Annotated in this window: 12 protein-coding genes and 1 pseudogene; 6 read left to right on the forward strand and 7 right to left on the reverse strand. The window is 71.8% G+C overall.

Annotation, left to right across the window (positions count from 1 at the left end; genetic code table 11):
• A pseudogene (locus tag ASC99_RS41550) lies at positions 1-323 on the reverse strand (PLP-dependent aminotransferase family protein); the annotation flags it as partial.
• A gap of 54 nt (positions 324-377) precedes the next feature.
• Complete coding sequence (locus tag ASC99_RS33885) at positions 378-1,403, reverse strand: phosphatidylinositol-specific phospholipase C domain-containing protein (protein WP_057239385.1); 1,026 nt, start codon at positions 1,401-1,403, stop codon at positions 378-380.
• A gap of 207 nt (positions 1,404-1,610) precedes the next feature.
• Between ASC99_RS33885 and ASC99_RS33890 the strand changes: the two genes are divergently transcribed.
• Positions 1,611-2,951, forward strand: coding sequence for a M14 family metallopeptidase (locus ASC99_RS33890; protein WP_057239388.1), 1,341 nt, complete (start codon positions 1,611-1,613; stop codon positions 2,949-2,951).
• Between the two features lie 46 nt (positions 2,952-2,997).
• Here ASC99_RS33890 and ASC99_RS33895 read toward each other — a convergent pair whose 3' ends face one another.
• On the reverse strand, positions 2,998-3,843 hold the full coding sequence (locus ASC99_RS33895; protein ID WP_057239390.1) for a helix-turn-helix transcriptional regulator: 846 nt from the start codon (positions 3,841-3,843) through the stop codon (positions 2,998-3,000).
• A 137-nt stretch (positions 3,844-3,980) separates the two neighbouring features.
• Between ASC99_RS33895 and ASC99_RS33900 the strand changes: the two genes are divergently transcribed.
• Positions 3,981-5,018: an NAD(P)-dependent alcohol dehydrogenase gene (locus ASC99_RS33900; protein WP_057239975.1), complete on the forward strand. Its 1,038-nt coding sequence runs from the start codon at positions 3,981-3,983 to the stop codon at positions 5,016-5,018.
• Positions 5,019-5,028: 10 nt separating this feature from the next.
• Positions 5,029-5,298 carry a putative quinol monooxygenase gene (locus ASC99_RS33905; protein WP_057239392.1) on the forward strand — a complete coding sequence of 90 codons (270 nt, stop codon included), beginning with the start codon at positions 5,029-5,031 and terminating at the stop codon, positions 5,296-5,298.
• Here ASC99_RS33905 and ASC99_RS33910 read toward each other — a convergent pair.
• A complete protein-coding gene (locus ASC99_RS33910; RefSeq protein ID WP_057239393.1) occupies positions 5,291-6,160 on the reverse strand; it encodes an Fpg/Nei family DNA glycosylase in 870 nt (289 codons plus the stop codon). The two genes, ASC99_RS33905 and ASC99_RS33910, sit on opposite strands and share 8 nt — an antisense overlap.
• 10 nt (positions 6,161-6,170) lie before the next feature.
• Entirely contained in the window at positions 6,171-7,625 is a 1,455-nt protein-coding gene (locus ASC99_RS33915; RefSeq protein WP_057239395.1) for a PLP-dependent aminotransferase family protein, read from the reverse strand.
• Between ASC99_RS33915 and ASC99_RS33920 the strand changes: the two genes are divergently transcribed.
• Positions 7,624-8,520, forward strand: coding sequence for a DMT family transporter (locus ASC99_RS33920; RefSeq protein ID WP_082598857.1), 897 nt, complete (start codon positions 7,624-7,626; stop codon positions 8,518-8,520). The two genes, ASC99_RS33915 and ASC99_RS33920, sit on opposite strands and share 2 nt — an antisense overlap.
• A gap of 12 nt (positions 8,521-8,532) precedes the next feature.
• On the opposite strand, the gene ASC99_RS33925 is transcribed toward ASC99_RS33920, so the two are convergent.
• Positions 8,533-9,615 (reverse strand): sugar ABC transporter substrate-binding protein, encoded by a 1,083-nt coding sequence (locus tag ASC99_RS33925; RefSeq protein ID WP_057239399.1) that lies wholly within the window; start codon positions 9,613-9,615, stop codon positions 8,533-8,535.
• 211 nt (positions 9,616-9,826) lie between these two features.
• Positions 9,827-10,780, reverse strand: coding sequence for an EamA family transporter (locus ASC99_RS33930; protein WP_057239401.1), 954 nt, complete (start codon positions 10,778-10,780; stop codon positions 9,827-9,829).
• Positions 10,781-10,974: 194 nt separating this feature from the next.
• Here ASC99_RS33930 and ASC99_RS33935 point away from each other — a divergent pair, with 194 nt between their 5' ends.
• Together ASC99_RS33935 and ASC99_RS39965 are read left to right on the forward strand one after the other, a co-directional pair.
• The gene (locus tag ASC99_RS33935; RefSeq protein ID WP_057239403.1) at positions 10,975-12,402 is read left to right on the forward strand and encodes a lipase maturation factor family protein; all 1,428 of its coding nucleotides are present in this window, start codon (positions 10,975-10,977) and stop codon (positions 12,400-12,402) included.
• A gap of 170 nt (positions 12,403-12,572) precedes the next feature.
• Positions 12,573-14,083 (forward strand): hypothetical protein (locus ASC99_RS39965; RefSeq protein WP_200948503.1); only part of this gene is annotated, 1,511 nt, incomplete at its 3' end.

Genomic DNA, 14,083 nt, shown 5'->3' on the forward strand with positions numbered 1-14,083 from the left:
AGACCCTGCTGCGAGCCGGTGGTGACGAGCAACTCGTCCGGGGCGGTGGCCAGTCCACGACCCGTCAGCCGTTCGGCTATCGCGGTGCGCAGCTCCGGGTCGCCCTCGGTGGTGGAGTACTGCAGGGCCCGGTCCGGGACTTCGGTGAACGCCCGGTCGTAGGCCGCCCGCAGGCCCGCCACGTCGAAGAGTTCGGGCGCGGGCAGGCCGCCCGCGAACGAGATCACCTCGGGCCGCGCGGTCAGCGCGAGGATCTCCCGTACGGCGGACGGCCCGACGGCGGCGGCGCGGGCGGCGATGGGCGGCAGTTCGGCTCGGGTCATGCCGGGAGCCTACGAGCAGCCGGTCCACCCGATCGAGACCTTTCCACGATGTGATCAGCCGCGCGGCAGCACCAGGGACTGGATCTCCGGCAGCGAACGCCAGTCGCTGGTGGCGATGCTGGCGTGGGCGGCGGCCAGCTGGGTGACCCGGGCGCGGGCCTGGTCGGCGGTGGGGGTGGTGCCGGAGATGGCCGGGGCGACGTTGTGAGCGTCCGTCATGACCAGCAGGTAGTGCCGGGACTGGTACCAGGAGGTGTCGATGCTCCCGGCCAGGTAGGTGGCGGCGTCCCCGTCGAAGACCACGAACCACGGACGGAGGTTGGTCTCGCCGTACTTACCGCGGGGATCGCCCGCTGCCGCGCCGTGCACGACCGGGAAGGCCTGCGCCTGGCCGACCCGTCCGGCTGCGGCGAGGTCCCGCAGGTAGCGCCCGTACTCAACGTCGGTGTGCAGGGTGTCGAACGGGTTCTGCTCCTCGACGGTGCCGGGGATGATGTCGACCAGTACCCGCCCGGCCAGCGCCGAGCGGCTCGGCCAGTTCCCGGCCCGGGCGGCGTCGTCCAGGGTGGCGTACGAGCCCAGCAGGTCGGCCGGGCGGAAGACGCTGCTGCCGAGGTGCGCGGCGATCAGCGCGTCGAGCTGGGCCGGGCCCATGCCCCGGTTGCCGGCGAAGCCGCCCTTGAGCTCCAACTTGACGACCAGCGGCCCAGATTGGGGGTGCGCGCCGAGCCAGAGCCGGATGTCGTCCAGGCAGTGCTCGAGGTTCTTGTTGGCGCCACCGCCGTACAGCTGCGAGGCGTCGGTGGCCGCGACGCAGTTGTTGCTGTTGCCGAGCGGGTTGGAGTGGCTGACCTTCCACTCCTTGGTGACGGTGTCGGTCCAGACGTCCAGCTCGATCATGCCGGTGCCGGTGTCCAGCGCACGGGCCAACTGGGCGAAGGCGGCCGGGTCGTAGGTGTTGTGCAGGCCGACGGTGGTGGCCCCGGCGAACGGCAGCTCGGTGGCGTGGGCCGGTGCGATCGGCAGCAGGGTCGCGGCAGCGGTGGCGAGCAGGGCGGTGGCAATCCGGCGAAGGCTCAACGGTCTCTCCTGGTCTGGGGGTTGGGGAGAAGGCCAGCATCGGACAGTTGAGCGGACGGCAGGTGACATGACAAGTACATCTGGCAGAAGACTTCGCCACGGATGCCCTTGACCCACACATGACAGTGCCGTCACCATCAGGCTTGGCGCGCGCCGCAGTTCCTCCCTCCATCCGTCCTGCCGGACAACCCCCACAGGAGGACAGTCATGCGACTGCTCAGTCGCGGAAAGCCCGCTGCGGCCGTTGCCGCCCTGCTGGCGCTAGCGCTGGCGATGCCGCTGGCTTCCGAAGCCAGCGCCAAATCCGCACCGGTGAACGAGAGTTCGTCCGCCATCCCGGACGAGTCGATCACCCAGTACACCATCGACGGCCCCCGCACCGTCGGCGAGCGCAGTGCGATCGCCGCCGTCGGCGTCTCGATCGACGAGGTGGACGCCCAGTCGGTGGTGGTCTCCGCCACCGCCGCCGAGGCCCGCCGACTCCGGGCCCAGGGCTGGAAGTTGACCGCGCTGCCCGGCCCGGAGACCGAAGCCGGACTGGGCGTCACCATCAACGACTTCCCGTCCAAGGACTCGATGTACCACAACTACGCCGAGGCCACCGCCGACATCAACGCCGTGGTGGCGGCGCACCCGGCCATCATGAGCAAGCAGGTGATCGGCAAGTCGTACGAAGGCCGGGACCTGTTCGCGATCAAGATCAGCGACAACGTCGGCACCGACGAGGCCGAGCCGGAGGTGCTGTTCACCCACCACCAGCACGCTCGGGAGCACCTCACCGTCGAGATGGCGCTCTACCTGCTGCACGAGTTCGGCGACAAGTACGCCACCGACAGCCGGATCGCCAACGCGGTGAACAGCCGGGAGATCTGGATCATCCCGGACGTCAACCCGGACGGCGGCGAGTACGACGTGGCCACCGGAAACTACCGCAGCTGGCGCAAGAACCGGCAGCCCAACTCCGGTTCCAGCTACGTCGGTACCGACCAGAACCGGAACTGGAACTACAAGTTCGGTTGCTGCGGCGGTTCTTCGGGCTCCACCTCCAGCGAGACCTACCGGGGAACTGCCGCGGAGTCCGCCAAGGAGGTCAAGGTGGTGGCCGACTTCGTCCGCACCCGGATCGTCGGCGGCAAGCAGCAGATCACCGCCGCGATCGACTTCCACACCTACAGCGAGCTGGTGCTCTGGCCGTTCGGGTGGACGTACGACAGCGTCGTCCCCGGCATGACGGCGGACGAGTACAACACCTTCGCCACCTTCGGCAAGACCATGGCGAACAGCAACGGCTACACGCCCGAGCAGTCCAGCGACCTGTACATCACCGACGGGACCATCGACGACTGGCTGTGGGGCTCGCAGCGGGTCTTCGCCTACACCTTCGAGATGTACCCGTCCTCCGGCGGGGGCGGCTTCTACCCGCCCGACGAGGTGATCGGCCGGGAGACCAGCCGGAACCGCGACGCCGTGCTGCGGCTGGTGGAGAACGCCGACTGCATGTACCGCGCGATCGGCAAGCAGCAGCAGTACTGCGGGATCGCGTCCTGAACGCGCTCCGTCGGCCGGGCCTGCCCGGGTCCCGGCCGACGGAGCGTCAGATCGAGTGCGAGGCGGCCCGAGCGCCCTCGACCACCGTGCGGAGCGCCGACTCGGCGGGCGAACCGGCCTCGGCGGTGTGGACGACCAGGACCTGGTCCGGGTCGTCCGGCAGCCGCAGGGTCTCGTAGGCGAGGGTGAACGTACCGGCTGCGGGGTGCCAGATCGCGTACTCGCCGTGGGTCTTCTCGCGGACCTCCTGTTCCTCCCAGAACCGGGCGAACTCGGGGCTGCGATCCGCCAGTCGAGCCACCAGGTCGGTGTACTCGGGATCGCACTGGTGCCGTCCGAGGTCCATCCGCAGGATCGCCACCAGGTCGCGGGCCTTGCACTCCCAGTCCACGTACCGGCTGCGCATCCGCTCGTCGCAGAAGTGCAGCCAGGTGAGGTTCCGCCGTTCCGGTGCCAGCGCCGCCAGGTCCACCAGCAGTAGCGATGCCAACGGCTCGTTCCAGGCCAGGATGTCCGTCCGCCGCCCGACCACCAGGGCGGGGGTGTCCGGCATCGAGTCCAGCAGCCGGCGCAGCCCCGGGCGGACCTGCTGCGCGGGGCGCGCACCGGTGACGTCCGGACGGACCAGGTGCAGCAGGTGCTGCCGCTCGGCCTGGTCGAGGCGCAGGGCGGTGGCCACCGCGTCGATCACGCTGTCCGAGACGTTCTCCGCCCGGCCCTGCTCGAACCGTACATAGTAGTCCACGCTCACACCGGCCAGCTGGGCCAGCTCCTCCCGCCGCAGCCCCGGCACCCGGCGGCGCTCGCCGTACTGCTGCAGCCCGGCGTCGGCCGGCTGCAGCCGGGCCCGCCGCGACCGCAGGAACGTCCCGAGTTCAGTCCTGTTGCCCATGCTCCGATCCTAAGGGTGGTTCTCGTGGACCCAGGTTCAGTGGTTCCCAGGTGGCGTGGGGGCCTGGGTAGCAGCCCTCGGGCCGGGCAGGATCAGTCCTGACAGCACGTCGGACCCGAAGGGCTTCACCCATGAGCATCACCACCGTCGCCGCCTACGCCGCCCCCGCGCCCAAGGCGCCGCTGGAGCGCACCACCGTGTCGCGTCGGCCGGTCGGCGAGCACGACGTCCTGATCGACATCAAGTTCTCCGGCATCTGCCACTCCGACATCCACCAGGTCAACGAGGACTGGGGCCAGGCCCCGTTCCCGATGGTGCCGGGCCACGAGATCGCGGGCGTGGTCTCCGAGGTCGGCCCCGGCGTCACCCGGTACGCGGTCGGCGACCGGGTCGGGGTCGGCTGCTTCGTGGACTCCTGTCGCGAGTGCGACAACTGCGTGGCCGGGCACGAGCAGTACTGCACGGGGGGCGTGACCTTCACCTACCCGTCCGGCCCCGACGGGCAGCCCACCTACGGTGGCTACAGCACCCACATCGTGGTCGACGAGAACTACGTGCTCGGCATCCCGGAGGGCATCGGCCTGGCCGAGGCCGCCCCGCTGCTCTGCGCCGGGATCACCCTCTACTCGCCGCTCAGCCACTGGCAGGCGGGCCCGGGCAAGAAGGTCGCCATCGTCGGCCTGGGCGGCCTCGGCCACATGGGCGTCAAGATCGCCCACGCGATGGGCGCCGAGGTCACCGTGCTCAGCCAGTCGCTGCGCAAGCAGGAGGACGGCCTTCGGCTGGGCGCCGACCACTTCCACGCCACCGCCGACCCGGCCACCTTCACCGAGCTGGCCGGCACCTTCGACCTGATCGTCAACACCGTCTCGGCCAACCTGCCGCTGGACGACTACCTCGGCCTGCTGCGCACCGGCGGCACCCTGGTCAACGTCGGCGCCCCGGCCGAGCCCTCCCCGGTGAACATGTTCTCGCTGATCGGCGGCCGCAAGCAGCTGGCCGGCTCGATGATCGGCGGCATCCGGGAGACCCAGGAGATGCTGGACTTCTGCGCCCGGCACGGCCTCGGCGCGGAGATCGAGACCATCGCGGTGGACCAGATCAACGAGGCGTACGAGCGGGTGCTGGCGAGCGACGTGCGGTACCGCTTCGTCATCGACACCGGCACGTTCTGACGGTGCCGGAATGCTCACCGTACTGGTCGGGTACGAGGCGGCCCCGGGTCGGCAGGACGAGCTGCGGACCGAGCTGGAGGCCCAGTTGGAACCGGCCGCCGAACTGCCCGGCTGCCTGACCTTCGAGCTCTACATCGACCCGAACAGCCGGGACCGGATGCTGACGGTCGAGCAGTGGACCAGTCCGGCCGGGTGGCGGGCGCACCACGGACAGCGCGCCGGACGGCTCGCGGAGCTGCTGGTCCGCCCCGCCACCATCCGTTGCCTGGGTTCTACTTGAGCAGTCTGGACAATCGGCGGTCGGCCAGCACCCGCCCGCCGGTCTGACAGCTCGGGCAGTACTGCAGCGAGGACTCGGCGAAGTTCACCGAGCGGACGGTGTCCCCGCAGCGCGGGCAGCGCTCCCCGGCCCGCCCGTGCACCGCCAGGCCCGCCTTCTTCTCCGCCTTGAGCGCGTCGGCGGCGGTGGCGCGGGCCCGCTCGACCGCCGAACCGAGCACCTGCCGGGTGGCGGTGTACAGCCGGTCCAGCTGCTCCTGGTCCAGCGACGGGGCCAGCGCGTACGGGGAGAGCCTGGCCTCGTGCAGGATCTCGTCCGAGTAGGCGTTGCCGATGCCGGCCAGCACGGTCTGGTCGGTGAGGAAGGTCTTCAGCCGGTGGCGCCGGGCCGCCGCCAGCTCGGCCAGCCGCTGCCCGGTGAACTCCGGGCCGAGCGGGTCCAGGCCCAACCGGGCGATGCCGGGCACCAGTTGAGGGTCGGTCACCACGTAGGCGGCCAGGCGTTTGGTGGTGCCCTGCTCGGTGACGTCGAAACCGGAGCCGTCGTCCAGGACCAGCCGAAGCGCCTGCGGCCCCTTGCCGGGCCGGGCGCCACCCGGGCGGTCAGGGAAGGAGGCACGGTGCCGGATCCAGCCGGCCCTGGCCAGGTGCAGCACCAGGTGCGGTCCGTCCCCGGCCAGCAGGTCGAGGAACTTCCCGTGCCGGGTCACCGAAGTGACGGGCTGTCCGTGCAGGGCGGTCACCGGCGGGTCGAAGGTCTTCAGCACCTGGATCGACAGCACGTCCACCCGCTCGACGGTCCGACCCTCGGACGCCTCGGCGATCCGCTCGGCGAGCGCCTGGACTTCCGGCAATTCGGGCATAGCGCCCAGCTTAGGGCGCACCCGGAGCAGGCTGGTCGTCCATAGTGCGGGCCAGCCGGGTGATGCCCTCGGTGAGGTCGGCGAGGTTGCGGGAGGCGGCGTAGCTGAGCCGCAGGTGCGGGGCGGGTGGCTCGGCGGCGAAGTACGGGCGGCCTGGGGTGACCGCAACTCCGTTGCGACGGGCGGCGGCGGCCAGTTCGCGGTCGTCGGTGCCGTCCGCCAGCCGCAGCCAGAGGTGGTAGCCGCCTGGAGAGATCCGCTCGCCGAGCAGCTCGGGCCGCAGCCGCGCCAGGGTGTCCACCGCGGCCCGCCGACGCTCCGCCAGGGCGGCGGAGATGTCCCGGAGTTGGCGGGCCCAGGCGGGGGAGCCGACCAGCTCGAGGGCGGTCTCCTGGAGCGGGCGGGAGACGAAGAAACTGTCCACCGCCTGCATCGCCCGCAGCCGCTCGAAGGCCGGGCCGCGCGCCGTCAGCCCGCCCACCCGCAGGCTCGGTGAGGTGGCCTTGGTCAGCGAGCGGACGTGCACCACCACCCCGTCCGGGTCCTCCGCCGCGAGCGCCGGGGCCGGTGCTGGGGCGTCGGCGTGCACCAGCAGCCGGGCGAAGTCGTCCTCCACCACGAAGGCCCCGGCCGCCCGGGCGATCCGCAGCACCTCGCGCCGCCGCTCGGCGGAGAGCACCGCACCGGTCGGGTTATGGAACAGCGGCTGGCAGACGAAGGCCCTGGCCCGGGTCGCGGCGAACGCCTCGGCCAGCAGCTCGGTCCGTACGCCGTCCTGGTCCACCGGCACCGGGACCGGTCGCAGCCCGGCCGCCCGGGCCACCGCGAGGGTGCCGGGATAGCTCGGGGACTCCACCAGCACCGGCGCGCCGGGCGCGACCAGCGAGCGCAGCGCGGTGCTCAGCGCGCCCTGCCCGCCCGCCGTGATCAGTACGTCCGAGGCGCTCAACGTACCGTCAGGCCCGCCGATCTCCCGGGCGAACCAGGCCCGCAGCTCGGGCAGGCCCTCGACCGGCGGCCGGCCCCAGGCGCCTGGCCGCCGCCCGGCCCTGGCCAGCGCGGCGGCCAGCGCCCGTTCGGGCTGGAGCGAGGGGTGCAGGTAGCCGCTGTTCAGGTCCAGCACGTCGGCCGGCTGCATGGTGAGGGCGCCGAGCACCCCGCTGGCGTCGGTGCGCCGGTCCTGCCCGCCGAAGGTCTCGGCGCTCAGCGCCAGCTCCTGCCAGGAGACGTCGCCGGGCTGCGCCGGGGCGGCCCGCCGCTCGGCCCGGAAGACTCCCGCGCCCGGCCGGGACACCACCAGGCCCTCCGCCACGAGGGCGGCGATCGCCCGGGAGACCGTCACCGGGCTCACCTGGTGACGCTCCACCAGGGCCCGGCTGGACGGCAGCTTCTCATGTGGAGAGTAGCGGTTCAGCTCGGCTCGGAGGATGGCGGCCAGCTCTGCCACACTGCTACGCTCGGTCATGACAGCAAACGATAGCGCTATCCGGCCGAGCACGATAGCGGTCGGGGGTGGCACGGCCCTGGCAGCGCTGGGCGTGGTCTCCTTCTCGCTGAGCTTCCCGGCCACCGTCTGGGCGCTCAGCGGCTTCGGCCCCTGGTCCTCGACCGGCCTGCGCGGACTGCTCGCGGCCGTCGTCGCCGCGATCGGCCTGGCCGCCGCCCGGGCCCCGCTGCCCGCCCGCCGGCACTGGCCCGGGCTGCTGATCGTGGCGGGCGGCTGCGTGGTCGGCTTCCCGCTGCTCACCACGCTGGCGCTGGGGATCTCGTCCACCGCGCACACCGCCGTGGTGGTCGGGCTGCTGCCACTGGCCACCGCCACCTTCGCGGCGCTGCGCTCGGGTTTCCGCCCGTCCCGGACGTTCTGGTACGCCGCGCTGACCGGGGCGGCGGTGGTGCTCGGCTTCACCCTGCAGCAGAGCGGCGGGGCGCTTACCCTGGCCGACCTCTACCTGCTCGGCGCGCTGGCGGTCTGCGCGGCCGGGTACGCCGAGGGCGGGCGGCTGGCCAGGGAGCTGCCCGGCTGGCAGGTGATCGCCTGGGGTGTGCTGGCGGCCGCGCCGGTGATGGCGGTGACGGCGGCCGTCGCGGTGACCTTCGAGCCGATGGAGCTGACGGTCCGTTCGCTGACCGGGCTGGCCTACATCGCGGCGGTCTCGCAGTTCGGCGGCTTCGTGCTCTGGTACCGGGGGATGGCCGAGATCGGCATCCCGAAGGCCAGCCAACTGCAGCTCGCCCAGCCGCTGCTGACCCTCGGCTGGGCGGTCCTGCTGCTGGACGAGACCCCGAGCCCGGCCGCCCCGCTGGCCGCGATCGGGGTGCTCGCCTGCATCGCCGTCACCCAGCGCGCCCGCAGCTGAGGACGGTCGGTCTTACCTGACCCCGGCCTCGGCGCAGGCGGCGGCGTGGGCGGCGTCGCAGATCTCCTCGGCCGTGTACTGGCCGCCGGCCACGATCGTCTCGGCGACCTTGGCCTTGGTCACCACGATCGGGCTGAGCAGCATCGAGGGGATCTGCTCGCCGCCGCTGTCGGTCACCGAGGTGGCCACCGAGGTGATGCCGATGCCCTTCAGCAGGTAGACCGCGATGCTGGCGGCCGCGTCGGCCTCCGGGCGGTACGGCTTGTAGATGGTGTACGCCTGTTCGCCCGTCAGCAGGCGGCGGACGGCGTCGATCGAGGCGTCCTGGCCGCCGACCGGCGCGTTCTTCACGCCGGCGGCCTTCAGGGTGGCGATGATCGAGGCGGCCATGCCGTCGTTGGCCGAGTAGACCGCCTGGATGTTGTCCTTGCCGAGGCTCTGGATCGCCTCGGTGGTCTTCTGGGCGGCCGTCTCGGGCTTCCACTCGCCGGACTGCTCATAGCCGATCCGCTTGACCTTGCCGTCCAGCGCCTTGTGCGCGCCGGCCTTGAACATCGCGGCGTTCGGGTCGGACTCCGCACCGTTGATCATCACCACGGTGGCCTGGGCGGCCTTCGGGCCGAGCGCCTGCAGCAGCGCCTCGCCCTGGAGTTCACCGGTGCGCTGGTTGTCGAACGAGACGTACGCGGTCACCTTGCCGGCGGCCAGCCGGTCGTACGCGACGACCTTCGCGCCCTGCTTGTTGGCCTTGTCCACCCAGTCCGCGGTGACCTTGGAGTTCACCGGGTCGAGCAGGATCACCTTGACGCCCCTGGCCAGCAGCTGGTCGAACTGCTGCCGCTGCAGGGTCTCGTCGCCGTCGGCGTTGGCGTAGTCCACCGCGCACTTGGTGCACAGGGCGGTGATCGCCGCCTCGATCATCGGCTTGTCGAAGCTCTCGTACCGGGTGGACGAGCTCCGCTCGGGAAGCAGCAGACCGACGGTCTTGCTGCCGGTCGAGTTCGGGTCCGGTGTGCCGTCCTGGCCACAGGCGGCCATCGACAGCGTCATCGACACGGCGACCGCGGCGAGGAGGGTGCGGCGCGTTGCGTTCATGGTGGGTGGTGCCTCCCTGACTGCGTGCCGCAGCTTTGCGGCAGCGGGGGGAGTCAATCTGTCGAGCCGATGTAACGTCAAGAATTTAACCATGTGGATGGCGCAGGTATGCCAATCGTTACTTTCTCGAATTGAGCCGTCCCATTGGTAGGTATATGCCAAGGGTCCGCCTTCAGAAGATGGCGGACCCTGTTTTTCGGCTGACGGTCGATCACCGTTCGGTGCGCACCACCAGGCAGACGGCGGCCACCACGATCGCGCCGCCCAGCACGATCGGCCAACTGAGCGGCTCGGCCAGGATCAGCCAGCCGAGCAGGACGGCCACCACCGGGTTCACGTAGGCGTAGGTGGCGACCAGCGGCAGCGGGGCGTTCTGCAGCAGCCAGGCGTACGCGGTGAAGGCGACCAGCGAGCCGAACACGACCAGGGCGGCCAGCGCGAGCCAGGAGCGGGTGGAGACGTCGGCCAGCTCCAGCGCCTGCGGCTCGCCCTTGAGTGCGGCGACCGCCAGGCAGCCCAGGCCGCCGATGACCATCTCGTAGGCGCTGGTGGCGAAGACGTTCTTCGGCATCGGCAGCCGGGAGGTGAGGAAGGAGCCGCCGGCCCAGGACAGGGTCGCCACGATCACCAGCAGCACGCCGACCAGCTCGACGTCACCGCTCAGGCCGGGCACGGTCAGCACCCCGAGCCCGAGCAGTCCGAGCAGCACCCCGGCCAGGGTGGACCGCGAGGTGCGCTGCCCGGAGGTCAGCCGCAGCAGCACCAGCCAGAGCGGCACCACGGCGACCAGCAGGGCGGCCAGCCCGGACGGTACGTCCTGCTCGGCCAGCACCACCATGCCGTTCCCGCCGAGCAGCAGCATCAGCCCGACCAGCCCGGCCGAGGCGAGCTGACGCGGGGTCACCTTCAGCGCGGCCGGCCCCTGCCGCCAGGCCACCAACCCGGCCAGCAGCAGTCCGGCGGTGATGAAGCGGGCGGCGGCGGAGAGGAACGGTGGCATGGTCTCGACGGCGATCCGGATGGCCAGGTAGGTGGAGCCCCAGACCACGTAGACGATGGCGAGCGCACCCCAGACGGCGGCCGGACTCCGGGCCGGACCGGCCGGGGGAGTGGCGTCACGTGGAGCACGGGTGTTCGGTTGGCTGGACTGCTGAGACGCGGTCATGTGTGTCTCCTGATTTTGGTGCTGTCAGGCGAATCGCACCACATCGGGACGGAATCATGCGAGTCACTTTGCTGCCAACCACGGCCGACTTGCTGCCAGGGTCGGCCGAGTGGCTGACCCTGCCGGTGGTGTCGCCCTGCGGCCGGTGCCGCTGGTGGTAGTCATGGACGGTCCGGTGGGAGGAGCGGTCCGGCGTGGAGTGGTTCGCGGCACCCGAGTACTGGTGGGGCCGGCTGGTGTTCCAACGGCTGGTCGCCGCCGTGTACTTGCTCGCCTTCCTGGCGGCCGCCCGGCAGTTCCGGGCGCTGATGGGGGAGTACGGCATGCTGCCGGTGCCCCGGTTCCTCGCCCGGACCGACTGGCGGCAGGCGCCCAGCCTGTTCCGGTTCCACTACTCGGACCGGGCGTTCGCGGGCACGGCCTGGTGCGGTGCGCTGCTGGCCGCCGCCCTGCTGGCCGGTGCGGGTGAGCTCGTCCCGCTGTGGGCCGCGATGCTCGGCTGGGGCCTGCTCTGGCTGCTCTACCTGTCGATCGTCAACGTCGGCCAGACCTGGTACGCCTTCGGCTGGGAGTCCCTGCTGCTGGAGGCGGGGCTGCTGGCCGCCTTCCTCGGCAACGGCGAGGTGGCCCCGGCGGCCCCGGTGCTCTGGCTGCTCCGCTGGCTGCTGTTCCGGGTCGAGTTCGGTGCCGGGCTGATCAAACTCCGGGGCGACCGCTGCTGGCGCGAACTCACCTGCCTGCGCTACCACCACGAGACCCAGCCGATGCCCGGGCCGCTCAGCTGGTTCTTCCACCACCTGCCCGCCCCGCTGCACAAGGTCGAGACGGCGGCCAACCATGTGGTTCAACTGGTCGTCCCGGTCGGCCTGTTCCTGCCCCAGCCGGTGGCCGGGGTCTGCGCGGCACTGATCGTGGTGACCCAGCTCTGGCTGGTGCTGTCCGGCAACTTCGCCTGGCTGAACTGGCTCACCATCGCGCTGGCCTGCTCGGTCCTGCCGCTGTCCGGGGGCACTTCGGCCGCCGGGCCGCCGTGGTACCTGGGCGCGGTGCTGGCCTTCACGCTGCTGGTCCTGGTGCTGAGTTACCGGCCCGCCCGGAACCTGATCTCGCACCGGCAGGTGATGAACCGTTCGTTCGACCGGCTGCACCTGGTCAACGCCTACGGTGCGTTCGGGGCCATCAACCGGCTCAGGCTTGAGGTGGTGGTGCAGGGCACCTCGGACCGGCGGGTCACCGCGGGGTCGGCCTGGCAGGAGTACGGTTTCCACGGTAAACCCGGCGACCTGCACCGGATGCCACGTCAGTTCGCCCCCTACCACCTGCGGCTGGACTGGCTGATGTGGTTCGCCGGGATCTCCCCGGCGTACGCGCGGCCCTGGTTCAGACCGTTCGTCCATCGGTTGCTCGCCGGGGACCGGGACACCCTGCGGCTGCTCCGGCACAACCCCTTCCCGGACGCGCCGCCCGAGTATGTCCGCGCGCTGCTCTACCGTTATCGCTTCACGGACTGGCGCACTCTGCGCACGACCGGCGCATGGTGGGAACGCACGCTGGTGCGTGAGTACCTGCCGCCGGTGCGACTGTCCGACTTCCGCTCCGTGCTCCGAGGTGATCCCCGCTGACCGGTACGCCCGGCGCGCCATGCCCGAACCCCACAGGGTGCGTGCACCGCTCGAACGCCCACCCGTATCCTGGGCGTCCGCACCGGGCGCTCCGCTAGTCCCGCCCGTGCCGGCGGACCACACCGCCGCCACCGCCCCCCGTCCGCCCAGCCACGAACCGGACTTCACACATGACCGTGAACTACCTGAACGACGCCGACAACCCGGCGGTGGACGCATCTTCCTCCTCGGTGGGTGACCCGCGCGAGGATCTCGGCCGCTACGCCGAACTGGGCGGGTTCACCCTGACCGCCGAGGCCAACCCCTGGTACGCGGCGCAGGCCGTGGCCAGCTCCGAGGACGCCCGCGCCGCCTCCACCGCCCTGGCCGAGCTCCGCAGCCACGACCTGATCGCCACCCGGGACAGCCTGGCCTCCCTGCTCGGCGACGCGGCCACGCCCGCGACGCTGACCGAGCTGACCCGGATCACCGCCATCCTCCAGCGCGCCCACGGCACTTCCGCCGCGCTGCGCAGCGAGGTCTACGACGCCGACCTGGACGCCCTGACCGCTGCCCTCGCCCCGGCGCGCTGGCGGCGTGAGCAGGGCGTGAAGCTCCCCTGGGGTCGCAGGCGTGCGCTGCGCGCCGAGGCCAAGAGCTTCGCGCTCGACGGCCGGGCCCGCCGGGCCGACCTGCTCGACGCCGTCCGCGCCGCCGCCGCGACGCAGGCCGACTGGACCGCTGCCGCCGGTGCCGCGGCCCAGCCCGTGCCGGTGACCGACGCCGCCGGGCTGACCGCTGTCGCCCAGGCCGTCGAGGAGCTCGGCCAGGCAGTCCGGGCGCTCTCCGCCCTGCTGCCCGGCCAGTCCCTGGACACCCTGCCGCTGACCGAACTCGCCGACCTGGTCGACCGCCTGGCCGCCGACGAGGGCACCCTCTACCGCCTCCCCACGCTCCGGGCGCTGCACACCGCCCTGACGGACGGCGGGCTCGGCGAGCTGCTGGCCGAGCTGGCGGAACGTCAGGCCGACCGGGATGCCGCACTCGCGGCGTACGACCGGCTGAACGGCACCGCCACCGAGGAGGCGGCCATCCAGGCGCTGGCGGCAGGTCCGCGCGAGCCGGAGGCGGCGGCGGTCGTCGAGCCCGAGGTCGAGCCCGAGGTCGAGCCCGAGGCCGTCGTTGAGCCCGAGGCCGTTGAGGTCGAGGCTGTTGTCGAGGCCGAGGCCGAGGTCGAGGCCGAGCCCGAGATCGCCGAGGTCGAGCCTGTCGTTGAGGCGGAGCCTGAGGCTGTTGTCGAGCCTGAGGCCGAGGTCGAGGTCGAGGTCGTCGCGGAGCCCGAGCCGGTTGTCGAGGCCGAGCCCGAGGTCGTCGCCGAGGTGACCCCCGAGCCGGTTGTCGAGCCCGAGCCCGAGGTCGAGGTGGTGGCCGAAATCGCCGTCGCCGAGCCCGAGTTGGTCGAGGCCGTCGTCGAGGTCGAGGTCGAGCCCGAGGTCGAGCCCGAGCCCGAGGTTCAGGAGCCGGTCGCCGAGGAGCCCAAGTCGGCCCGCCGCCCGAAGAAGCCGGCAATCACCGCCGGCCGAGCCGTGACCGCGTACGAGCCCGCCGAGCTGACCGCCCTGGTCCGCTGGATCGACAGCGACGGCACCGACCGCAGCGAGGACGAGCTGCTCCGCGCCGCCGTGAAGGAGCTCGGCTTCTC

This window comes from Kitasatospora sp. Root107 (genome assembly GCF_001424875.1).
Taxonomy (GTDB): domain Bacteria; phylum Actinomycetota; class Actinomycetes; order Streptomycetales; family Streptomycetaceae; genus Kitasatospora.